At 70.6% G+C, this 22,965-nt stretch carries 17 protein-coding genes; 13 read left to right on the top strand and 4 right to left on the bottom strand.

Annotation, left to right across the window (positions count from 1 at the left end; genetic code table 11):
* Positions 1–127: 127 nt before the first annotated feature.
* The gene (locus ACFU5K_RS05345; protein WP_384057108.1) at positions 128–1,339 is read right to left on the bottom strand and encodes a trypsin-like serine peptidase; all 1,212 of its coding nucleotides are present in this window, start codon (positions 1,337–1,339) and stop codon (positions 128–130) included.
* Between the two features lie 346 nt (positions 1,340–1,685).
* Between ACFU5K_RS05345 and ACFU5K_RS05340 the strand changes: the two genes are divergently transcribed.
* The 5 genes from ACFU5K_RS05340 to ACFU5K_RS05320 are packed head-to-tail and all read left to right on the top strand — an operon-like array spanning position 1,686 to position 9,708.
* The gene (locus ACFU5K_RS05340) at positions 1,686–3,077 is read left to right on the top strand and encodes a diaminobutyrate--2-oxoglutarate transaminase family protein (protein ID WP_384057106.1); all 1,392 of its coding nucleotides are present in this window, start codon (positions 1,686–1,688) and stop codon (positions 3,075–3,077) included.
* A 28-nt stretch (positions 3,078–3,105) separates the two neighbouring features.
* On the top strand, positions 3,106–5,031 hold the full coding sequence (locus ACFU5K_RS05335) for an IucA/IucC family protein (protein ID WP_384057103.1): 1,926 nt from the start codon (positions 3,106–3,108) through the stop codon (positions 5,029–5,031).
* A 40-nt stretch (positions 5,032–5,071) separates the two neighbouring features.
* Positions 5,072–5,773: a GNAT family N-acetyltransferase gene (locus tag ACFU5K_RS05330; RefSeq protein WP_384057100.1), complete on the top strand. Its 702-nt coding sequence runs from the start codon at positions 5,072–5,074 to the stop codon at positions 5,771–5,773.
* A 60-nt stretch (positions 5,774–5,833) separates the two neighbouring features.
* On the top strand, positions 5,834–7,690 hold the full coding sequence (locus tag ACFU5K_RS05325) for an IucA/IucC family protein (RefSeq protein WP_384057097.1): 1,857 nt from the start codon (positions 5,834–5,836) through the stop codon (positions 7,688–7,690).
* A 50-nt stretch (positions 7,691–7,740) separates the two neighbouring features.
* Positions 7,741–9,708: an ATP-dependent DNA helicase gene (locus ACFU5K_RS05320; RefSeq protein ID WP_384057094.1), complete on the top strand. Its 1,968-nt coding sequence runs from the start codon at positions 7,741–7,743 to the stop codon at positions 9,706–9,708.
* Between the two features lie 203 nt (positions 9,709–9,911).
* Here the strand turns inward: ACFU5K_RS05320 and lexA are convergent, their stop codons facing one another.
* Positions 9,912–10,709: a transcriptional repressor LexA gene (gene lexA / locus ACFU5K_RS05315; protein ID WP_384057092.1), complete on the bottom strand. Its 798-nt coding sequence runs from the start codon at positions 10,707–10,709 to the stop codon at positions 9,912–9,914.
* A gap of 543 nt (positions 10,710–11,252) precedes the next feature.
* On the opposite strand from lexA, the gene nrdR reads away from it, so the two are divergent.
* Entirely contained in the window at positions 11,253–11,768 is a 516-nt protein-coding gene (nrdR, locus tag ACFU5K_RS05310; protein ID WP_384057089.1) for a transcriptional regulator NrdR, read from the top strand.
* Positions 11,769–11,915: 147 nt separating this feature from the next.
* Complete coding sequence (locus ACFU5K_RS05305) at positions 11,916–14,825, top strand: vitamin B12-dependent ribonucleotide reductase (protein WP_384057086.1); 2,910 nt, start codon at positions 11,916–11,918, stop codon at positions 14,823–14,825.
* Between the two features lie 239 nt (positions 14,826–15,064).
* Here the strand turns inward: ACFU5K_RS05305 and ACFU5K_RS05300 are convergent, their stop codons facing one another.
* The gene (locus tag ACFU5K_RS05300; protein ID WP_384057083.1) at positions 15,065–15,595 is read right to left on the bottom strand and encodes a TerD family protein; all 531 of its coding nucleotides are present in this window, start codon (positions 15,593–15,595) and stop codon (positions 15,065–15,067) included.
* A 203-nt stretch (positions 15,596–15,798) separates the two neighbouring features.
* Between ACFU5K_RS05300 and ACFU5K_RS05295 the strand changes: the two genes are divergently transcribed.
* From ACFU5K_RS05295 to ACFU5K_RS05270, 6 genes are all read left to right on the top strand, one after another.
* Positions 15,799–16,404 carry a YdbC family protein gene (locus ACFU5K_RS05295; protein WP_384057080.1) on the top strand — a complete coding sequence of 202 codons (606 nt, stop codon included), beginning with the start codon at positions 15,799–15,801 and terminating at the stop codon, positions 16,402–16,404.
* 92 nt (positions 16,405–16,496) lie between these two features.
* Positions 16,497–17,156: a histidine phosphatase family protein gene (locus ACFU5K_RS05290; RefSeq protein WP_384057077.1), complete on the top strand. Its 660-nt coding sequence runs from the start codon at positions 16,497–16,499 to the stop codon at positions 17,154–17,156.
* Positions 17,157–17,168: 12 nt separating this feature from the next.
* Complete coding sequence (locus ACFU5K_RS05285) at positions 17,169–18,083, top strand: ADP-ribosylglycohydrolase family protein (RefSeq protein ID WP_384057075.1); 915 nt, start codon at positions 17,169–17,171, stop codon at positions 18,081–18,083.
* Positions 18,084–18,302: 219 nt separating this feature from the next.
* Entirely contained in the window at positions 18,303–20,192 is a 1,890-nt protein-coding gene (locus ACFU5K_RS05280) for a DUF4153 domain-containing protein (protein WP_384057072.1), read from the top strand.
* 396 nt (positions 20,193–20,588) lie between these two features.
* Positions 20,589–21,299 carry a ribonuclease HII gene (locus ACFU5K_RS05275; RefSeq protein ID WP_384057069.1) on the top strand — a complete coding sequence of 237 codons (711 nt, stop codon included), beginning with the start codon at positions 20,589–20,591 and terminating at the stop codon, positions 21,297–21,299.
* A gap of 55 nt (positions 21,300–21,354) precedes the next feature.
* Positions 21,355–21,996: a hypothetical protein gene (locus tag ACFU5K_RS05270; protein ID WP_384057237.1), complete on the top strand. Its 642-nt coding sequence runs from the start codon at positions 21,355–21,357 to the stop codon at positions 21,994–21,996.
* A 58-nt stretch (positions 21,997–22,054) separates the two neighbouring features.
* On the opposite strand, the gene ACFU5K_RS05265 is transcribed toward ACFU5K_RS05270, so the two are convergent.
* Positions 22,055–22,687, bottom strand: coding sequence for a hypothetical protein (locus ACFU5K_RS05265; protein WP_384057067.1), 633 nt, complete (start codon positions 22,685–22,687; stop codon positions 22,055–22,057).
* Between the last annotated feature and the right edge of the window lie 278 nt (positions 22,688–22,965).

Raw genomic sequence — 22,965 nt, 5'->3', positions numbered from 1 at the left:
GGTGAAACCCCCACGCGTCGGAGAAACCCCTCTCGTCCCTGCCGCATCCAGGTGTCGTCCCGCGCGGCCGCTCCACGCAGCGGGCCCCCGGCCGGCGGTCGCCGTACCGGGGGCCCGGGAACGGGCCCTACCGACCCGCGTACTTCTTGCTGACGGAGTCGTAGACGCCCTTGGCCTCCTGGCCGAGGCGCGGCCCGGCCAGCCAGCCGGCCGCCACCGGGCCGATGGAGGTGTTGGACACCAGGACCGGCTTACCGTCCTGGCCCTGCGCGACCCAGCCGCCGCCGGACGAACCACCGGTCATCGAGCAGCCGATGCGGTACATCGTCGGCTGGTCCTGGAAGACCGCGAGGCGGCCCGGCCGGTCCGTGCACGTGAGCGCGCTCTGGCCGTCGAACGGAGGAGCAGCCGGGTAGCCGGTAGCCGTCATGCTCGCGATCTCAGGGACCGCCGGGGCGTTGAAGTCGACCGGGAGCGCCGAACCGACCGTCTCCTCCAGGGACTTGCCCGTCGAACCCTTCTCCGGGGCGACCTGCAGGACCGCGAAGTCGTAGGGAGCGCCCTGACCGCCGGTCGCCGCGCCCTGGTTGATCCACTCCTCGGACGTCTGCGCCCACTGGCCCCACCACACGCCGTACGGGGCCATCTGCTCCCTCGACGCGTTCTCCAGCCCGGCGCCCGTGAGGCCGCTGTCGTTGTACGACGGGACGAAGGCGATGTTGCGGTACCAGCCGCCGTTCCTGCCCGCGTGGACACAGTGGCCGGCGGTCCAGACCATGTTGGACCTGCCGGGGTGAGCGGGATCCTGCACCACGGTCGCCGAGCAGACCATCGAGCCCTCGGGCCCGTCGAACAGGAGCTTCCCGGACGCCGGGGCGTTGTCGTGGTACGGCGTCGCCAGGCCCGCCGCCCGCACCGGGACGGGGGTCGGGTCCGTCACGCCCTCGTCGCCGGAGATGTCGTTGGCCACGGGGTTCTCCGGGGGCTTGTCGGCCTCTCGCATCCGGTCCGGGTCCCAGAGGTCCTCGATGATCGGGTTGACGTAGTCCTGGGCCTCACGCAGCCAGGTGTCCTTGTCCCAGTTCTTCCACTCGCCGCCGCGCCACTTGTCGAGATCGATCCCGTGTTCCTTGAGACGGTCCTTCAGGTCGTCCGGGATGGTGATCTTTCCGTCGGTGGCCTGGGCGGCGGACGCGCTCGGCTCGCCGGAGGCGCCGTCGTCCTCGGGACCGCAGGCGGCCGCGGTGAGGGTCAGGACAGCGGCGAGAGCGGCTGCGGCGAACACCCGGGGCGTGCGGCGGACGCTCCCCTCGCGGTGTGCGGTATCGATCGGGCGCATGGGTCGCATCTGGTGATCCCCCTGGGACTTCGTCACTGACTTACTTACCGCGCTGCGGGCTTCGGGCGGGCCACGGCGTCCCGCGTGAGCGCGGTACACACCGAGGACGCCGGAGCAGGGCCCTGCCCGGAGCGCGGCACCCACTATGCCGGGTGCCGTCGGGGACGGCGCGCGGCAGGTCCACGGTTCCGAGCGCGCAAGGATCTTCCGATTTACCCGTGATCTCCCGCGTCCGGCGTCGTTGGTACGTACGGGGGGCACCAGGACAGCGTTCATCGGCGCGCTCCGGCACCGGGGGACCGCACCGAGGTGCAACGCAACTGTTACCGCAGGAGGACCGACAGCCGTGGCCGTGACCCAACCAGCTCCGGTGGCACCTCACGTCGCGTACGACGGGATTCTCCGGAGGCAGGCGCAGCGCGAGTCGGCGGCACGTACCTATGCGCGCTCGCTGCCGATCGTGCCGGTCCGGGCGAGGGGAATGACCATCGAGGGCGCGGACGGACGCCGGTACCTCGACTGCCTCTCCGGCGCCGGCACGTTGGCACTCGGTCACAATCACCCCGTGGTCCTCGAGGCGATCAGAAAGGTCATCGACTCCGGCGCGCCTCTGCACGTGCTCGACCTCGCCACCCCGGTCAAGGACGCGTTCACGACCGAGCTGTTCGCCACCCTGCCACGGGAGTTGGCCGACGACGCCCGGATCCAGTTCTGCGGACCCGCCGGGACGGACGCCGTCGAGGCGGCGTTCAAGCTGGTGCGGGCGGCGACCGGACGCAGCGAACTCCTCGCCTTCACCGGCGCGTATCACGGGATGACGGCGGGGGCGCTGGGCGCCTCGGGCGGCGCTCCCGACGTGCGGGTGACCCGACTGCCCTTCCCGCAGAACTACCGCTGCCCCTTCGGAGCCGGCGGGGAGCGGGGTGCGGACATCGCCGCGCGCTGGACGGAGTACCTCCTGGACGACCCGAAGGGAGGGGTGCCCGCTCCGGCGGCCATGATCCTGGAGCCCGTCCAGGGCGAGGGCGGAGTCAATCCCGCGCCGGACGGCTGGCTGCGACGGATGCGTGAGATCACCCGGGACCGTTCGATCGCGCTGATCGCGGACGAGGTGCAGACAGGAGTCGGCAGGACCGGCGCCTTCTGGGCTGTCGAGCACAGCGGCGTCGTGCCCGACGTGATGGTCATGTCGAAGGCCATCGGCGGCTCGCTGCCCCTCGCGGTGATCGTCTACCGCTCAGGCCTCGACCTCTGGCAGCCCGGCGCCCACGCGGGCACCTTCCGGGGCAACCAACTGGCCATGGCGGCGGGCACGGCCACCCTCGCGTACGTACGGGAGAACAAGCTCGCCGAACGGGCCGGAACCCTCGGCGCGCGCATGCTGGCCCGCCTTCAGGCCCTGAGCGCGGACCATCCGAGCATCGGCGACGTCCGGGGCCGCGGTCTGATGATCGGTATCGAGCTGGTCGACCCCGATGCCGAGCCGCTCACCGTCACCGCGGAGAGCGGATCCGCCCCACCGCCCGACCCCGCCCTCGCGGCGGCGGTGCAGCAGGAATGCCTGCGCCGCGGCCTCATCGTCGAACTGGGCGGGCGTCACGGCGCCGTGGTCCGCCTGCTCCCCCCGCTCACACTCACCGACGAGCAGGCGACGGCGGTCGTCGACCGCCTCGCCGACGCGCTGAGAGCCGCCGAGCACTCTCCGAACCGCCAGGCCGCCGCCGGGCCGACCCGCTGATCCCGGACCCCTCACAAGGAAGACCGCCGTGAACCCCACCCCCGCGCCCGAGGCCGACGGCCCTCCCACCCGCGAGCAGCGAGGACACGAACTGCCAGATGGCCCCCTGGCGGTCGAGTCGACCACCGTGCCGCGTCAGAAGGCCGGTCCGCACGGAGCTCCGCGTACCGGAGCGGACACCCCGTCGAGCGCCCTTCCCGTAAGTCGTTCCTGCCTGGACGGCGCGTTCTCGCATCCGGACCCGCTGGACGATCCGGACCCGCTCCGGGCTGCCGACTCGGCAGGCACGGAAAGCCTGCTGCGCTGCTGGGCCAGGGAGAACGACCTTCCCCGGCCGCTGGCGGCCACCCTGCGCGTCCCCCTCCCCGCGAGCGGCACCGCCCTGCTCGTCCCGGTCTCCCACTGGTCCCCGACCGGCTGGCACCGCTTCGGCACACCGCTCCTGGAGAACGCGCCCGCAGGCACCCCGGGCGTCGACGCGGTCACCGTGGCCGCTCTCCTCGGACGCGAGAGCGAGCGGAGTGCGGGCGTCGATCTGGTGGCCAGGGTGGCCGACTCCGTGCGGCACACGGCCACCTTCATCGCGGAGCGGCGGCGCACGCCGACCACGTCGTCCGAGGCCGATCCCTTCCTGAGCGGCGAGCAGTCCCTCGTCCTCGGGCACCCCCTGCACCCCACGCCGAAGAGCCGCGAAGGCCTCTCCGAGTCGGAAGCGCTGCTCTACTCACCCGAGTTGCGCGGGTCCTTCCCGCTCCACTGGATGGCCGTGGACCGCTCCGTACTCGCCACGGACTCCGCCTGGACGAAGGCCGGCCGGCCGGTGACGGCCCAGTCGCTCCTCGCTCCCCACGCCGAGGGACTGCGCCTCCCTGAGGACACCACGGCCCTTCCGCTCCACCCGTGGCAGGCCGCAGAGCTCATGCGGCGCCCCGAGGTCGTCGCCATGTGCGAGAAGGGGCTCCTCCACGACCTCGGTCCGCACGGCGCACGCTGGCACCCCACGTCCTCGGTGCGCACCGTGTACCGGCCGGGTTCCGACCTCATGCTGAAGCTCTCCCTCGGCGTACGCATCACCAACTCCCGGCGGGAGAACCTCCGCAAGGAGCTCCACCGGGGAGCCGAGGTCCACCGACTGCTGCGCACCGGGCTGGCGGACCGGTGGCACGCGGCGCACCCCGGCTTCGACATCGTCAGGGACCCCGCCTGGCTGGCCGTCGACGCACCGGACGGCACCCCCGTCCCCGGACTCGACGTGATGCTCCGCCACAACCCGTTCGGTCCGGCCGACGACGCGGTGTGCATCGCCGGGCTCACCGCAACCCGCCCCTGGCCCGGGCGTCCGGGCACGCATTCACGGCTCGCCGACACGGTCTCCTCGCTCGCCGCCCGTACCGGCCGGACGACCGGGGCGGTCTGCGCCGAGTGGTTCCTGCGCTACCTCGACCGGGTGGTGCTCCCCGTCCTCTGGTTCGACGCGCACGCGGGCGTCGCCCTGGAGGCCCATCAGCAGAACACGCTCGTCCTCCTCGACGGGGACGGCTGGCCCGTCGGCGGCAGGTACCGCGACAACCAGGGCTACTACTTCCGCGAATCACACCGCACCGCGCTGGAATCCCGGCTGCCCGGCATCGGAGCCGTCAGCGACACCTTCGTGTCCGACGCCGTCACGGACGAGCGTCTCGCCTACTACCTGGGAATCAACAACGTGTTCGGGCTGATCGGGGCCTTCGGCGCCCAGCGGCTCGCCGACGAGCGGCTGCTCCTCGCGGCATTCCGCCGGTTCCTCGAAGGCACCGTGACACTCGGCTCGCCCCTGCCCGCGTATCTGCTCGGAGCCGGACAGCTGCGCTGCAAGGCCAACCTGCTCACCAGGATGCAAGGCCTCGACGAACTGGTCGGGCCCGTCGACACCCAGTCCGTGTACGTCACCATCGCCAACCCACTCCAAAGCTGAGAGACAGGACCGACTGAACCCACGAGAGGAGAGCGTCACCGTGCATCACGCCGATGCGCAGACCGGAGACGGCACCGGCACCGAGGACACCCTCGAGCTGCGGCTCACCGAAGAGCTCCTCGCCCTGCTCGGTGACGACGCTCCACCGGCCGCCGGAAGGGCCGACGTCTCCGCTCTCGTGGGCGGCCCGGATGCGTGGAGTCCCGTCGCCACCCCCGCCGGTCACTTCCACCTGGTCACCGTGGAACCGGAACGCGACGTTTCCGTCATCAGCCACTGGATGAACGATCCCGCAGTCGCCGCCTTCTGGGAACTGGCGGGTCCGGAGTCCGTCACCGACGCCCATCTCCGGCGCCAGCTGGCGGGAGACGGCCGCAGTGTCCCCTGCCTCGGAGTGCTGGACGGTGTCCCCATGAGCTACTGGGAGATCTACCGGGCGGACCTGGACCCGCTGGCCCGCCACTATCCCTCCCGCCCCCACGACATGGGAGTCCATCTCCTCATCGGCGGTGTGACCGACCGCGGGCGGGGAATCGGCACCGTACTGCTCAGGGCCGTCTCCGACCTCGTGCTCGACAACCGCCCGCTCTGCGCCCGTGTGGTGGCCGAGCCGGACCTGCGCAACACCCCGTCCGTCTCCGCCTTCCTGAGCGCCGGCTTCCGCTTCTGCGCGGAAGTGGATCTCCCGGACAAGCTGGCCGCGCTCATGATCCGTGACCGGACCCACCGTGATCACCTGTGAACCACTCGCCGCACCGCACAGCCCGCTCGAACCCCATCGGTCCCACCCGGAGGAGTCCCCGTGCCGACATATCCAGCGAGCCCGCACCCGGCGGCGCCTCACACACCGCTCGACACCCCAGAACTCGACCGGACGCGCTGGGAGCGGGTGGCGGCGGCGCTCCTGGCGAAGATGCTCGGTGAGTTCGCCTACGAGGAGGTCATCGCGCCCGCGCCCCACGGGTCCGGGGACCCGCAGCGCGGCGGCACCTACACCCTGACCCTCGATGACGGTGGCACGCTGTCCTTCCACGCCAGGCGCGGCGCCTATGGCAGCTGGCGGGTCGACCCCGCGACGATCCGCGAGGTGAGGGCCGGGGGAGCGGACGACAGAACCGGCGGCACGCCCTTCCGTGACCCGCTGGGCTTCCTCGCCCGAGGCCGGCTCCTCCTCGGCCTCGACGGCGCCACGCTCGCCCATCTCATCCGTGAGCTCACCGCCACGCTCGTCGCCGACGCGCGACTCGACCGGACCGCGCTGCGTGCGGCACAGCTCGCCGAACTCCCCTACGCCGAGCTGGAAGGCCATCAGACCGGCCACCCCTGGCTCGTGGCGAACAAGGGCCGCCTCGGCTTCTCCGCCGCGGACGCCGCGCGCTTCACCCCCGAGGCGCGCTCGGCCACCGCGTTGCCCTGGATCGCCGTCAGCTCGCGCATAGCGCAATACCGGGGGGTGGGACGCCTCGCGGCGCCTGACGTCCTCTACGAGGAGGAACTGGACCCGGAGATCAGGGACTCCTTCGCCGCGATCCTGCGCGGACGCGGCCTTGACCCCGGGGACTACCTGTTCCTGCCCGTGCATCCGTGGCAGTGGGACGAATGGATCGTCCCGCTCTTCGCCCCAGCCATCGCGGACGGTGCCGTGGTGCCCCTGCACACCGACGACGACCTTCGGCTGCCGCAGCAGTCCATCCGTACCTTCACCAACGTCGAACGCCCCGACCGGCACACGGTCAAGCTGCCGCTGTCGATCCTCAACACCCTTGTGTGGCGCGGCCTGCCGACCGAACGCACCCTCGCGGCCCCCGCGGTCACCGCGTGGGTCCAGGGGCTGTGCGAGGACGACCCGTTCCTGCGTGACGTCTGCCGGGTCGTCCTGCTCGGAGAGGTGGCCTCGGTGACCGTGGAGCACCCGCTCTACGACCGCCTCCCCGAGTCGCCTTACCAGTTCAAGGAGATCCTCGGCGCGATCTGGCGCGAGCCCCTCCAGCCCCGGCTCGCCGCCGGGGAGCGCGCCCGTACGCTGGCCTCGCTGCTGCTCACCGACCCCGACGGCCGCGCCTTCACCGCCGAACTCGTCGCCCGCTCGGGGCTGACCCCGGCGGCCTGGCTCACCCGGCTGTTCGCCGCGCTGCTGCCCCCGCTGCTGCACTTCCTCTACCGCTACGGCACGGTCTTCTCCCCGCACGGCGAGAACGCCATCGTCGTCTTCGACGAGAACGACGTCCCCGTACGCCTGGCCATCAAGGACTTCGTCGACGACGTGAACGTCAGTGCCCGGCGGCTTCCCGAGCTCGACGCGATGCCGCCGTACGTCCGGGAGATCCTGCTCACGGAGGAACCTTCCTTTCTCACCCAGTTCATCCACTCGGGGCTCTTCGTGGGCGTCTTCCGCTATCTGTCCCCGCTCTGCGAGGAACAACTCGGAGTTCCGGAGGACGAATTCTGGTCACTCGTCCGCGCCGAGATCCTGCGGCACCACTCCCGCTTCCCCGAGCTCAAGGAGCGCTTCGAGATCTTCGACATGCTGACGCCGACGATCGAGCGGCTGTGCCTCAACCGCAACCGTCTGCATCTGGACGGCTACCGGGACCGGCCGCAGCGCCCGCACGCGGCCGTGCACGGGAGCGTCGACAACCCGCTCCACCCGTCCGCGTGAGTCCGGGAGTGAGCGCCGCTGTCGGTGGCGCGCCGTAGGGTGGACGCGCTATGACGAAGCCATCTCTCCCCGAGCTCCTCCACGCCGCCGTCGCCGCTGTCGGCGGTACGGAACGGCCCGGCCAGGTCTCCATGGCCGAGGCCGTCGCCGAGGCGGTCGACGACAACGCCCACCTGCTCGTCCAGGCCGGTACCGGCACGGGCAAGTCCCTCGGCTACCTCGTGCCGGCACTGGCCCACGGCGAGCGCGTCGTGGTGGCCACGGCGACGCTGGCCCTGCAGCGCCAGCTGGTGGAGCGGGACCTTCCGCGTACGGTCGACGCACTGCATCCGCTGCTGCGGCGCCGCCCCCAGTTCGCGATGCTCAAGGGCCGCTCGAACTACCTCTGCCTGCACCGGCTCCACGAAGGGGTCCCGCAGGACGAGGAGGACGGCCTCTTCGACCAGTTCGAGGCGGCCGCTCCGTCGAGCAAGCTGGGCCAGGACCTGCTGCGCCTGCGTGACTGGGCGGACGAGACGGAGAGCGGCGACCGGGACGACCTGACGCCTGGCGTCTCGGACCGGGCCTGGGCACAGATCTCAGTCTCCTCGCGCGAGTGTCTGGGCGCGACGAAGTGCGCGTACGGTGCCGAGTGCTTCGCGGAGAGCGCCCGCGAGCGGGCCAAGCTCGCCGACGTGGTCGTCACCAACCACGCCCTCCTCGCCATCGATGCCATCGAGGGCGCCCCGGTGCTCCCGAAGCACGAGGTGCTGATCGTCGACGAGGCCCACGAACTGGTCTCACGCGTCACGGGCGTCGCCACCGGCGAACTCACCCCCGGGCAGGTCAACCGCGCGGTGCGCCGCGCGGCCAAGCTGGTCAACGAGAAGGCCGCCGACGCCCTGCTGACCGCCTCGGAAGGATTCGAGCGCGTCATGGAGCTGGCGCTCCCGGGGCGCCTGGAAGAGGTTCCGGAGGACCTCGGCTACGCGCTGATGGCCCTGCGTGACGCCGCGCGTACGGTGATCTCCGCACTCGGCGGCACCCGGGACAAGTCCGTCCAGGACGAGGACGCGGTGCGCAAGCAGGCCATGGCGTCGGTCGAGGCCATTCACGGGGTCGCGGAGCGCATCACCCAGGGATCCGAGTACGACGTCGTCTGGTACGAGCGCCACGACCGCTTCGGTGCCTCGGTGCGTGTCGCGCCGCTGTCGGTGTCCGGGCTGCTCCGCGAGAAGCTCTTCGCCGACCGCTCGGTGGTCCTGACGTCCGCCACGCTCAAGCTCGGCGGCGACTTCAACGGGGTGGGTGCATCGCTGGGGCTCGCGCCTGAGGGCACGGCGGGCGACGACATCCCGCAGTGGAAGGGACTCGACGTCGGCTCGCCGTTCGACTACCCGAAGCAGGGCATCCTCTACGTCGCACGTCACCTTGCCACGCCCGGGCGGGAAGGGTCCCGCACCGACATGTTCGACGAGCTCGCCGAACTGGTGGAGGCGGCGGGAGGGCGAACCCTTGGCCTGTTCTCCTCGATGAGGGCGGCACAGGCGGCGGCCGAGGAACTGCGCGGGCGGCAGGACAAGCCGATCCTGCTCCAGGGCGAGGAGACGCTCGGAGAGCTGATCAAGAACTTCGCCGCAGACCCCGAGACCTGCCTCTTCGGGACGCTCTCGCTCTGGCAGGGCGTCGACGTGCCCGGGCCGAGCTGCCAGCTCGTGGTCATGGACCGGATCCCGTTTCCGCGTCCTGACGACCCGCTGATGAGCGCGCGGCAGAAAGCAGTGGAGGAAGCCGGTGGCAACGGCTTCATGGCGGTCGCCGCTACCCACGCGGCACTGCTGATGGCTCAGGGCGCGGGCCGCCTGGTGCGGGCCACGGGGGACAAGGGTGTGGTCGCCGTGCTCGACCCCCGTCTGGCCAACGCCCGGTACGGGAGCTATCTCCGCGCATCGCTGCCCGACTTCTGGTACACCACGGACCGGAATCAGGCCCGGCGCTCGCTGGCTGCCATCGACGCGGCTGCCAGGACCGCGGAGTGAGAACAGGGCGAGCAATTCCACAGCCCTGTCCCTGACGGCGGCGACACTGCCCGGGTGTGGGCAGGCGTGCACCGGCGACGAGGGGCTCCGGACCGATGACGGCGGGGGTTGCCGACGCCGATGCCTCGGACAGCGGTGCGCGGACATGCCAGGGCCCCGGGATCGGCGCAGAGACCCCGGGGCCCAGTCCGAACCGGCGGGCGTCACACCCGCCGCAGCACCGCCACGACCTTGCCCAGGATCGTCGCCTCGTCGCCGGGGATCGGCTGATAGGCGGAGTTGTGCGGGAGCAGCCAGACATGGCCGTCCTCGCGCTTGAACCGCTTGACGGTGGCTTCGCCGTCGAGCATGGCGGCCACGATGTCGCCGTTCTCCGCGACGGGCTGGCGCCGGACCGTGACCCAGTCGCCGTCCATGATCGCGGCCTCGATCATCGAGTCGCCGACGACCTTCAGCACGAAGAGCTCGCCGTCACCGACGAGCTGGCGGGGGAGCGGGAAGACGTCCTCGACGGACTCCTCGGCGAGGATCGGTCCGCCTGCCGCGATCCGGCCGACCAGCGGAACGTACGACGCGGCGGGCTTGCCGGTCGTGTCGGTCGGCTGGGTGCTGGGCTGGTCCGAGCCCCGGACCTCGTACGCGCGCGGCCGGTGCGGGTCCCGGCGCAGGAAGCCCTTGCGCTCCAGGGCCATCAGCTGGTGGGCGACGGACGAGGTGCTGGACAGACCCACCGCCTGTCCGATCTCCCGCATCGACGGGGGATAACCTCGTCGCTGCACGGAATCCCGGATCACCTCGATCACGCGCCGCTGTCGGTCGGTGAGCCCCGAACTGTCCGCCCGGATCCCGGGAGGTCGTCCGGGCAAGGAGCGCGCGGGTCGCGAGGGCTCTGGCCCCTCCGCCTCCATGACTGTGTCATTCATGGCATGCACCGGCTCAAGTCGGCTCTGGGAGCGGTGGTCCTGGGCAGTGATGGCGGCACTGTCTGCGGTGGTGGTCACGTCGGCCCCTCTCGAATGGTCTCCCTAGTTAGGCAACGGTAGTAGCTTTCGAAAGGTTGCGCCAAACACACGTTCGAGTGAAAAACAAATAAAGGTCTGTCGCGGGCTTACCGAGAGGTGTATGAGCTCGTGCGACGCGCCCAGGATCGAGCGGCGACTCCGGGAGACACGCTAGCGGTCCGCCGACCCACTGGGGCGCCCGGGGGTGTGGCCGCCGGGGGTTCGCGGGGTGCGTACGCCCGGGCCCGCACGGGCACCCGGACGGCCCCTGTGGCTGACCCGCGGCCTCGGCCGCCGGGCGTTTCCCATAACCTCGTGCCGGGCCGTAGGCTGCCTGCCGACCGCCGGGGGAGCGCGACACGCGCTGGGCGGAGGAGTGAAGTCAAACCCTAGATGTAGTGGTTGGATTGCCTTAGCCGCCCACAAGTAGTGGTCCCTGGTCCTTCCGGGTCGAGTTCATCGCCTATGCTTGAGGCTGTCATCGAGGGTCCGTGAAGGGCCCCCGAGGCCATTCAGTCGTGCCGTGAGGGAGGGTTGGGAGACATGCACTGCCCCTTCTGCAGGCACCCCGACAGCCGGGTCGTCGACAGCCGCACGACGGACGACGGGACGTCGATCCGACGGCGCCGCCAGTGCCCCGACTGCTCCCGCCGTTTCACGACGGTGGAGACCTGTTCGCTGATGGTCGTGAAGCGCAGTGGCGTGACCGAGCCCTTCAGTCGTACCAAGGTCATTTCGGGAGTCCGCAAGGCCTGTCAGGGCCGGCCTGTCACCGAGGACGCACTGGCGAAGCTCGGTCAGCGGGTCGAGGAGGCGGTGCGGGCCACGGGAAGTGCCGAACTGACGACGCACGACGTGGGTCTGGCCATACTCGGCCCCCTTCAGGAGCTCGACCTCGTCGCGTACCTGCGCTTCGCGTCCGTGTACCGGGCGTTCAACTCCCTCGAGGACTTCGAGGCCGCCATCGCGGAACTCCGCGAGGAGCGGCCTCCCGCGGGGCAACGCGGGAGCGGCGGAACCCCCGAGGTCCCCGCGCCCGCCGCTGTCGCCGCTGATTGATCACCGGAGCAGGCCGGGAGACCGGCGGCCGACGGCAACAGACCTGTTCCGAGACGCTGTGCGTGGCGTCCGGAGCATCAGACACAGACTGTGCCCGGGGAAGAACTGGGCATTTCAGGGCGTTTTTGCCCACATATGGGAGGCGGCATGACAGAGACGGCGAGCGGCCCGGCACGAGGTTCCCGCACCAAGGGAGCCAAGTCGACTGCGACCAAGCAGGGCCTGCGCATCGAGCGCATCCACACGACCCCCGGCGTGCATCCGTACGACGAGGTCGCGTGGGAACGCCGTGACGTCGTCATGACCAACTGGCGCGACGGCTCGATCAACTTCGAGCAGCGTGGCGTCGAGTTCCCCGACTTCTGGTCGGTGAACGCGGTCAACATCGTCACCAGCAAGTACTTCCGCGGGGCCGTCGGTACGCCGCAGCGCGAGACCGGCCTGCGCCAGCTGATCGACCGGATCGTGAAGACGTACCGGAAGGCCGGCGAGGACTACAACTACTTCTCGTCCCCCGCCGACGCCGAGATCTTCGAGCACGAGCTGGCGTACGCCCTCCTGCACCAGATCTTCAGCTTCAACTCTCCGGTCTGGTTCAACGTCGGGACGCCCCAGCCGCAGCAGGTGTCCGCCTGCTTCATCCTTGCCGTCGACGACTCCATGGAGTCCATCCTCGACTGGTACAAGGAAGAAGGGATGATCTTCAAGGGCGGCTCCGGCGCCGGTCTGAACCTCTCCCGTATCCGTTCCTCCAAGGAACTCCTCTCCTCCGGCGGCAACGCCTCGGGTCCGGTCTCCTTCATGCGGGGCGCCGACGCGTCCGCCGGGACGATCAAGTCCGGTGGCGCCACCCGGCGCGCGGCCAAGATGGTCATCCTCGACGTCGACCACCCCGACATCGAGAACTTCATCGAGACCAAGGTGAAGGAGGAGGAGAAGATCCGCGCCCTGCGCGACGCGGGCTTCGACATGGACCTGGGCGGGGACGACATCACGTCCGTCCAGTACCAGAACGCCAACAACTCGGTCCGGGTGAACGACGAGTTCATGAAGGCCGTCGAGTCGGGCGGTAAGTTCGGCCTGCGCGCCCGGATGACCGGCGACGTCATCGAAGAGGTCGAGGCCAAATCCCTCTTCCGCAAGATGGCGGAGGCAGCCTGGGCCTGTGCCGACCCCGGCATCCAGTACGACGACACCATCAACAAGTGGCACACCTGCCCGGAGTCCGGCCGCATCAACGGTTCGAACCCCTGCAGCGAGTACATGCACCTGGACAACACCTCGTGCAACCTGGCCTCGCTGAACCTGATGAAGTTCCTCAAGGACGACGGCAACGGCCGCCAGTCCTTCGAGGTCGAGCGCTTCGCCAAGGTCGTCGAGCTGGTCATCACCGCGATGGACATCTCGATCTGCTTCGCGGACTTCCCGACCCAGAAGATCGGCGAGAACACCCGCGCCTACCGCCAGCTGGGCATCGGTTACGCCAACCTGGGCGCCCTCCTGATGGCGACCGGCCACGCGTACGACAGCGACGGCGGCCGCGCGCTCGCCGGCGCCATCACCTCGCTGATGACCGGCACGTCCTACCGCCGCTCCGCCGAGCTCGCCGCGGTCGTCGGCGCGTACGACGGCTACGCCCGCAACGCCGAGCCCCACCAGCGCGTCATGAAGCAGCACTCCGACGCCAACGCCGTGGCCGTCCACGTGGACGACCTCGACTCGCCGATCTGGGCCGCCGCGACGGAGGCCTGGCAGGACGTGATCCGCCTCGGCGCCAAGAACGGCTTCCGCAACGCGCAGGCCTCGGTCATCGCCCCGACCGGCACCATCGGTCTCGCGATGTCCTGCGACACCACCGGTCTCGAGCCCGACCTCGCGCTGGTCAAGTTCAAGAAGCTCGTCGGCGGCGGTTCGATGCAGATCGTCAACGGCACCGTCCCGCAGGCCCTGCGCCGGCTCGGCTACCAGCCGGAGCAGATCGAGGCGGTCGTCGCCCACATCGCCGAGAACGGCAATGTGATCGACGCCCCCGGCCTCAAGACCGAGCACTACGAGGTCTTCGACTGCGCGATGGGCGAGCGTTCCATCTCGGCCATGGGCCACGTGCGGATGATGGCGGCGATCCAGCCGTGGATCTCCGGCGCGCTGTCCAAGACGGTGAACCTGCCGGAGACGGCCACCGTCGAGGACGTCGAGGAGGTCTACTTCGAGGCGTGGAAGATGGGCGTCAAGGCGCTCGCGATCTACCGCGACAACTGCAAGGTCGGCCAGCCCCTCTCCGCGAAGACGAAGGAGAAGGAGAAGGCCGAGGTCACGGCGAAGACCGAGGAAACGATCCGTTCCGCGGTCGAGAAGGTCGTCGAGTACCGCCCGGTCCGCAAGCGTCTGCCCAAGGGCCGTCCGGGCATCACCACCAGCTTCACGGTGGGTGGCGCCGAGGGCTACATGACCGCCAACTCCTACCCGGACGACGGTCTCGGTGAGGTCTTCCTGAAGATGTCCAAGCAGGGATCGACCCTCGCGGGCATGATGGACGCCTTCTCGATCGCCGTCTCGGTCGGTCTCCAGTACGGCGTGCCGCTGGAGACGTACGTCTCCAAGTTCACCAACATGCGCTTCGAGCCGGCCGGTATGACGGACGACCCGGACGTGCGGATGGCGCAGTCGATCGTGGACTACATCTTCCGCCGCCTGGCGCTCGACTTCCTGCCGTTCGAGACGCGCTCGGCGCTCGGCATCCACTCGGCGGAGGAGCGTCAGCGACACCTGGACACCGGTTCGTACGAGCCCGAGTTCGGGGACGACGAACTCGACGTCGAGGGGCTGGCCCAGTCCGCCCCCGTGCACGTGGAGCCGCTGAAGGCAGTCGCGTCGCCCGTGGAGAGCGCCGCCGAGAAGCCCGCACCCAGGACGGCTCACACCTCGGCCGAACTGGTCGAGATGCAGCTCGGAATCAGCGCGGACGCCCCGCTCTGCTTCTCGTGCGGCACGAAGATGCAGCGCGCCGGATCCTGCTACATCTGCGAGGGCTGCGGCTCGACCAGCGGTTGCAGCTGACCTCGCGCACCCCATGACGGGGTGAGCTGAACGGTGGGGGCGGTGGAGCCGGATTCCCGGCGCCGCCGCCCCCACCGACGTTGCCGTCCGTCCGACGAAGCGGCTCCGGGCCGCGTCCGACGGGACGCACCTGCTACCCCGGCGCCCGTCGACTGTCCGTGCGTCCGTCGGCACGGCGGTGCCCCTGACCGGCAGTGCCCCTGACCGGCAGTACCCCTGGCCGTGGGGCGGATGCCGGATCAGTCGGAGCGGTTTCCCATCACGGCGGCGAACGAGCCGGGATCGCTGTCGAAGCCTCGGACGGCCGGCAGGAACCCCCACGACCCCGACGCGTCACGGACGAACTCCGCCACGACGGCCGCGGTCGAGGCCGACACCGCCGAGAAGTCGTTCTCGGCCAGGCTGGTGTAGCCCTCGCGGATCTGCACGGCCGTGTTCTCTATGTGGCCGAAGGTCTTGTGGCCGTCGCGCTGCTGGATGGCCACTCCGACGACGACCCTGGCGTAGGCGTCCGACAGCCGGTCCAGTTCGAGAGTCATGACCTCGTCGAAGCCGAACCCCTGGCCCGTGCGGCTGTCCCGGTTCAACGTGATCGTGCCGTCGGGTGACCTGCTGTCGAAGTGCACGAGATACAGGGGGCTGCCGTACGGCGCGTTCGTCCCGTACGTGGCCGCGATGATGTCGAGGTCGTTGGCGGGCTCGCCGGTCTCGCTCGGGTCCCACTTGACCCTCACTTCGACCTTTTCGATGTCCTTGTTGGGGGTGCTCATCGGACGTGTCTCCTCGCGTCTGGGCCGACGGACCTCTTGCACCCTCAGATCATGTCCGTAACTTTCCGTGAATCCAACCGCGTTGGGGGCGGGCGTCACTTTCGGGCCAGGGCCTGGCCGGGTGCGCGCGATGCGGGAGCCGGCCCGGCCCGGGTCCCCCGGGAGCGTGACCCGCGCCATGCCCGGCGCCGTAGGATGGCGCGGTGCTGGTCAAGTGGATTCGCTGCACCGTGGTCGATCGCCAGGGTTTCGAGCGCGGGCAGCGGAAGTGGGCGGGGCTGCTCGGCGAACCGGGATTCCGTGCGCAGGGCGGCGGCTGGAGCCGGGGCAGGCCCGACGTCGCCCATGTGTTCGCGTTCTGGGAGAACCGTGTCTTCTACGACGCCTTCATGGCCCGCGAACACGACCGGCTGGCGGCCGCCCAGTCCGGAACGTACAAGGACATGCAGGTCGGGCTCTTCGAGTACCGCTTCGACGTGAAGACCGGATTCGAGCCCCATTTCACCGACGCCGACGTGATCAGGGTGGCTCACAGCCGGGTGTACGAGGATCGGGCCGATCACTTCGCGGTGATGCAGCAGAAGGTGTGGAACCCGGCGGTCGCGGGTTCCCCCGGGATGCTGCGCGGCGTTTTCGGGGAGGCGCCGGGGCACGAGTTCCTGGTGCTGTCGATGTGGCAGTCGAGTTCCGAACGCGGCAAGTACCGGCCCGAGGGGGCCGCCCGGCTCTCGGCGCGCGCGGAGACCGAGCGGGACGTGGAGTCGCTGACCGGGGACGTGGTGCAGCTCGAACCCTCCTGGACGGTCTGATCGCACTCCCGACCCGCGTCTTGTTGGTCACGCATGCCCGATGGATCCCTCGCCGTCGCCCGATCGCGTCTGCGGGGATCTAGGGTCGTCACATGGCACGACCGCAGCGCATCGTTCTCGTCCGGCACGGGGAGTCGGAGGGCAACGCCGACGACACGGTCTACGAACGCGAACCCGACCACGCGCTGAAACTCACGGCCAAGGGGCAGGGGCAGGCGCGCGAGACGGGTGTGCAGCTCAGGGAGATGTTCGGTGACGAGCGCGTCAGCGCGTACGTCTCCCCTTACCGGCGCACCCACGAGACCTTCAGAGCTTTCGGCCTCGACCCGGAGCATGTGCGGGTCAGGGAGGAGCCCCGGCTGCGTGAGCAGGACTGGGGCAACTGGCAGGACCGCGACGACGTCAGGCTGCAGAAGGCCTACCGGGACGCCTACGGGCACTTCTTCTACCGCTTCGCGCAGGGCGAGTCCGGAGCCGACGTCTACGACCGGGTCGACGCCTTCCTGGAGAGCCTCCACCGGAGCTTCGAGCAACCCGACCACCCCCCGAACGTCCTGCTGGTCACCCACGGGCTGACCATGAGGCTCTTCTGCATGCGCTGGTTCCACTGGTCGGTCGCGGAGTTCGAGTCGTTGTCCAATCCGGGAAACGGCGAGTCCCGGACGCTGCTCCTCGGCGCGGACGGCCGCTACGCACTCGACCGGCCCTTCGAACAGTGGCGTACCCCCGAGCCGTACAGCACCACCGGATAGAGTGACACCGCGATGACCGCTGACTCCGCTTTCTACCGGCGCTTCGAACGCGCCCTGGCCAGCCTGCGTGGACTGTCTGTGGGAGATGCCCTCGGCTCCCAGTTCTTCGTCCCGGCCAACTACCCGCTGCTCAAGAACCGGACCCTGCCACCCGACGTGTGGCAGTGGACCGACGACACCGAGATGGCATGTTCCGTGCTCGCCGTGCTGGCGGCACACGGGCGCGTCGACCAGGACGCGCTCGCGAGGTCGTTCGCCCTGCACCACGACTTCGACCGGGGTTACGGGCCTGCGGTGAACCGGCTGCTCAGGCTGGTGAGGGAGGGGGGCGACTGGCGCGAACTGGCGTCGGGGCTCTTCAAGGGCCAGGGTTCCTGGGGCAACGGCTCGGCCATGCGGATCGCACCGCTGGGTGCCTGGTACGCGGACGACCCCGAACAGGCCACCCATCAGGCCGAGATCTCGTCGTACACCACCCACCAGCACCGGGAGGCGGTCGTGGGCGCCATGGCCGTCGCGGCCGCAACCGCCCTGGTCGCCGCACCGGAAGGCCCTCCGACGCCCGAGGCCCTGCTCGACGGCGTCGTCGCTCTGGTCCCGCGAAGCGCGGTCGGGGCTGGGCTGCGCAGGGCGCGCGACATGCTCGACTACCGGGACGCGGGGACGGTGGCGGCGGTGCTCGGCAACGGCCGCCGCACCAGTGCCCACGACACCGTGCCGTTCGCACTCTGGTCGGCGGCACGGAGCCTCGGCGACTTCGAGGAAGCCTTCTGGGTGACGGCTCAGGCGGGGGGTGACGTGGACACCACCTGTGCCATCGTCGGCGGGATCGTCGCTTCGAACCCGCCGGGCGCCCCACCGGCCGACTGGCTGGCCCGCACGGAGGAACTGCCCGGCTGGGTTCCCAGTGCACCGGTACGCGGCTGATCGTCCGCCCTTCCGGGTGCCCGTCGGATGCTCAAGCCCGGGAGCACGTGTCACGGTCCTGCCACAGCGGAGCCCCGGTCCGGCCGAACGGCCGGGGCGGCCCTTACTCTTTCGGCCACGCCGTCCCATGGATCTTGGTGGGACGTGCGCCTATGAGACGTCGGGGCCGACGCGCCGCAACATGGTCGCGCGTGCGGACCCCGGTGGGGGAGGGGTCCCATGTCAGATCAGTCGTCCGAGGCGTCCCGCCGACCCGGTGTGTCACCGGAGTCCGACGACGCGCGTGCATCCGAAACGGGGGGCGCCGGCCCGGAGGCCACGTGCGGAGAGTCTCCCGAGGCTCCTGGCCCGGGATCGGCTGGCGGAGAGTGTCCCGAGGGTCCAGACACGACGAAGACCGCCGGCAGCGAGTCCGTAGCGGCGGGCTTCGCGCCTGTCCCTGCCCAAAGCGCCGGCTCGGGTGCGGGGGAGTCCGTGGCGGCAGCTTCCGTGTCCGCGCCGCCGAGTGACACCGGCCCGGACATACCCAAGGTGCCCGGGTATCTCCGTGCGCCGGCCGCCCCGGAGGTCTGGCAGCGCCGAGGTCAGCAACCCGCGCCCGGTGTGATGTCCCGCCTCCGTCCCGGGCCGCCGCAGGCGATCCAGCCGGCGACGCTGTGGTCCGTTCTCGCCACGGCCCTGCTGAGCGCCTTGCTGCTCGGCGACGGCCTCGGCCTGAACCTGCTGCTCGTGGCGGTGCCGGCAGCCCTGGCGGCGTACTTCGCCGCGCGGACCGCGGGAAGGACGCTGAGGCCATGGACCGCCGTCTGGGCGGTCGGCGGCCTCGCGCTCCTGACGATCCCGGCACTCCGTGACGCGGGATGGCCGGTGTTCCTCGCCGTGGCCTCGGCCCTCGCCCTCGGCTCGCTCGCTCTCCACGGCAGCCGCAGCTGGCCGGGCGTGCTGCTCGGATCGCTCGGGCTGTTCCCCGCCGTCGCGGGTGGCGTGCGCTGGGGCTGGCGGGGGGTGCGGGACCGTGCGGACGATTCCCGCGGCCGGGTGCGCACCGTGGTGCGCAGCGGAGCGGTGGCCGTCGTCCTGCTCCTCGTGTTCGGCGCTCTCTTCGCCTCCGCGGACGCCGCTTTCGCCGATCTGCTGGGCGCGCTGACCCCTGACACCTCCATCGGTGACAGCCCCTGGCGCGTCTTCCTCTTCGCGCTGGGCCTGGTGGGAGCCCTCGCCGCCGCGTACAGCGCCGCCGCTCCGGTGCACTGGGACGGCATGACCGTCCGGCCCGGCAAGGCCAGGAACAGACTGGAGTGGGCGCTTCCGCTGATCCTGCTCAACCTGCTGTTCGCGGCCTTCATCACGCTCCAGCTCGTCGTCCTTCTCGGCGGGTACGACAAGGTGATGAAGGAGACGGGCCTGCTGCCCGCCGAGTACGCCCGCCAGGGATTCTGGCAGCTCCTCTGGGCAACCGTGCTGACGTTGATCGTCATCGCCCTGGCCCTTCGCTGGGCGCCACGGGGCGGACCGCGCGACCGCACGCTGGTCAGGAGCGTCCTGGGCGTCCTGTGTGCGCTCACCCTCGTCGTCGTGGCCTCCGCGCTGCGACGGATGGACCTCTACGTGGACGCCTTCGGGCTGACCCGGCTGCGTATCTCCGTGGCAGCCGTGGAGCTCTGGCTCGGAGTCGTGCTCCTCCTCATCATCGCCGCCGGGGTCTTCGGGGCCAGGCTGCTGCCGCGCGCCGTCGCGGTGAGCGCCGCCGTCGGTGTCCTGGCCTTCGGCCTGCTCTCGCCCGACGGGCTGATCGCCGAGCAGAACGTCCAGCGGTACGAGAACCGCAAGTCGATCGACATCCAGTACCTCAAGGGGCTTTCGGCCGACGCCGTACCTGCTCTGAACACCCTCCCGGAGCCGCTGCGGTCCTGTGCGCTGGACTCCTTCCGGCGGGACTTCGCCGCATCGGAGGAGTCGTGGTACGCCTCCAGTTGGGGAGAGGTCAGGGCCCGGGACATCCTGGAGAAGCATCCCGTGGAGGACCGGGGGATCCAGTGCTACGACGTCGGCAGGGAGGCCGACGAGCGTGACGGCTACGAGGAGGAGGACTCCTACGACCCGTACTGAGTGCTGGGCTCGCGGTGTGGTCCGCTCGCGGCGATTTCCACGGCGCGGCGTTTCCCACCTCGCGCCCCCCGGAGGCCCGGGTCCCGGCCGTCCGGCCGCACCGTGATCCGTCGCAGGCGCCCGAAACGGACGGCTCGCACGGGACCAGGCCCGCCCCGTCGGACTCACGCGCGGCTTCGTCGCACGCTGCCGCGGGTCAACCTTCCGCTCAGGGCTTCCAGGTGGCTCCTGGGGGACACCGGATCGCCAGGGCTCCGGGGCACCCCCCGGCGGGCGCGGCCCGTGACATTCGGTGGCGTGACGGCGGGTCTTTGGAGGCGACAGGTGCGGGCCGGGCGGCCGGACGGCGCCCCGGGGTGTTCTTGCTCCGCGTATCGGCGTAACCTTGCAGGCGCCATGCCGTACGAACCACCCACGCACACCGTCGAGCGCTCACTGCGCGCTACCTCCGGTGCCAGGATTGTCGCCGGAGTCGACGAGGTCGGACGCGGAGCGTGGGCCGGCCCCGTCACCGTGTGCGCGGCCGTCACCGGTCTCCGCAGGCCCCCCGACGGCCTCACCGACTCCAAGCTCCTCACGCCCAAGCGCCGGGCGGAACTCGCGCCGCTGCTCGAGAGCTGGGTCACCGCCTATGGGCTGGGGCACGCCTCACCGCTGGAGATCGACGACTTCGGCATGACCGCGGCGCTCCGCCTGGCCGCCGTCAGAGCGCTGGACGCACTGCCCGTGCGGCCGGACGCCGTGATCCTCGACGGGAAACACGATTACCTCGGACAGCCGTGGAAGGTCCGCACGGTGATCAAGGGCGACCAGTCCTGCATCGCCGTAGCCGCGGCCTCGGTGATAGCCAAGGTCAGACGGGACACGATGATGGCCCAACTGGGCGCGGACGCGGGGCTGTACACAGACTTCGCCTTCGGCGCGAACGCGGGTTATCCGTCGCCCGTGCACAGGGCCGCACTCGAGGAGTTGGGGCCTACGCCCCACCACCGCCTCAGCTGGTCCTACCTCGATGCCCTTCCCAGGTGGCAGCACCTGAAGAAGGTCCGGTTCTCCGCCGAGGCGGCCGCACTCGAAAGCGGGGGCCAGCTCGGCTTCGACTTCTGACCGCACCAGCGCGTTTACCCACCGACGCCTGGCGCGTCGGCTGTGACAGACAACCATTCATTTCCCCGAGGAGCCTCAGATTCCCGAGAGCGCCCAGAGTCCCCGCGTCGCATCGGCCGCCGGCCGCGTCGCGCCGACTCCCCGCCCCGTACCCGGTCCGCGTTCAGCGGCCACGCCCCGTCCCGGAAGCCCGGGCCGCGGTCCCGCGCGGCCCGCGCCCCCGGCGCCACGCCCGCAGTCCACACCCGCACCCGCCGCTGCGTCCGGCGTCGTTCCTGCTGGACAGCAGCAGTCGGTCGACAGTTCCGCAGCTCAGTTCCAGCTGATCCCGGCCCCGGTGAGCGGTGCGGTCGACGCCGCCGACGAGGCCGTCGACCTGCTGCTCGACTCCGGACGGGCGCCGGGCGACATCCTGGTCCTCACCACCGGCGAGCTCCACCCCTGGGCAGCGCACGAACTCTCCTTCGGAGAGGCCGCGTACTGGGCCCAGCACGACGCCGGCGAGGACGTGTTCTTCACCGGCGTCGCGAACACGGGCCGCTGCGCGCCCCGTTCGGTGATCATCGTCGCTGTCAACGGTGACCTCGACGACGCCTCGGTCCGTGCGCTGTCCGACGCACGGGAACGCGCCGGCGTGCTGCTGATCGTCTGCGGAGAACCGCAGAGCGTCAACGCCGCGCTGGGCGCGGGCGTCTGAGCCATCGGAACGTGGGTCCCGGACGTCCGCCGAGGACGCTCGGGGCCCACATCCCGATTCATCGGGCGGCGCCACGGCGCAGTGCCTCCGCCGCTCCGCCACCCGTGCGCAGGGGAACCGGATTGAGATCAGCCGTGGCGTCCGCCAGCGCCGACGGCCCGGACAGCGACGTCGGTCTGCGCCCACCGCGGCCTTCGCCCAGTACCTGCCAGCCCCCGTGCGTCAGGGTGATGTAGGCCCCGCAGCGCAGGCCGTGCAGGGTGCAGGCATCCCTCAGTCCCCACATCCATGCCCCGTCCTCCTCCGTCCACCGCTCGTCGCCCTCACGGCAATAGAGCAGGACAGCGGTGCGTACGGGAGTACGACGGCGCAGATCGTGCGGGATCACCCGCCGCAGGTGTGACAGCAGTGCGTTGCGGAACTCCCAGCCGTCCGTGGCCCCCGTGGTCCCCCGGACGAACGACGCGCTGGCCGTGAGCCGTTCCTCGTGGTCGAGTACCGCGACGACCGCGGTGGCCGGAGTCGGACGGTGTCGTGCGTGGAGGCCGCTGACGACCTCGCGTGGACTACGCAGCAGCGGTATGCCGGCCGAGGCCCATTCGGCGGGTTCGAGCATTCTGGTGACGTGGTTGACGGAGCCGGCGGACGCCGACAGTGAAGTGGCTGCGGACGGAGCGAATCCGAAGGTCACGGTCCTCCCTTCGCTACGCGCCCACGATGCGGGCAGGGTCGAGTGGGGGCGCGCCGCGGCACAGCCCTTTCGGGCCCGCGAAAAGACCGTGCGGGGAGCGACTCCAATTCTTCCTGTCGTACCGGCAGGCGGCAACGAGCAATTGGCTCGGCTGACGGGTATCGGACGGAATGACACAGATATCCCTGCCCGCTCGGCGGTGGATGAAGCCACCCGCCGGGCCTGAACGGCGACGGCCGACGGGAATCTCGCCTCGGCTCCGGCCCGGCGGCGGATGA

Source organism: Streptomyces sp. NPDC057428, from assembly GCF_042803195.1.
In the GTDB taxonomy this organism is placed as follows: domain Bacteria; phylum Actinomycetota; class Actinomycetes; order Streptomycetales; family Streptomycetaceae; genus Streptomyces.
Note: the sequence above shows the minus strand (reverse complement) of the source record. Positions and strands in the feature narration are given on the sequence as shown.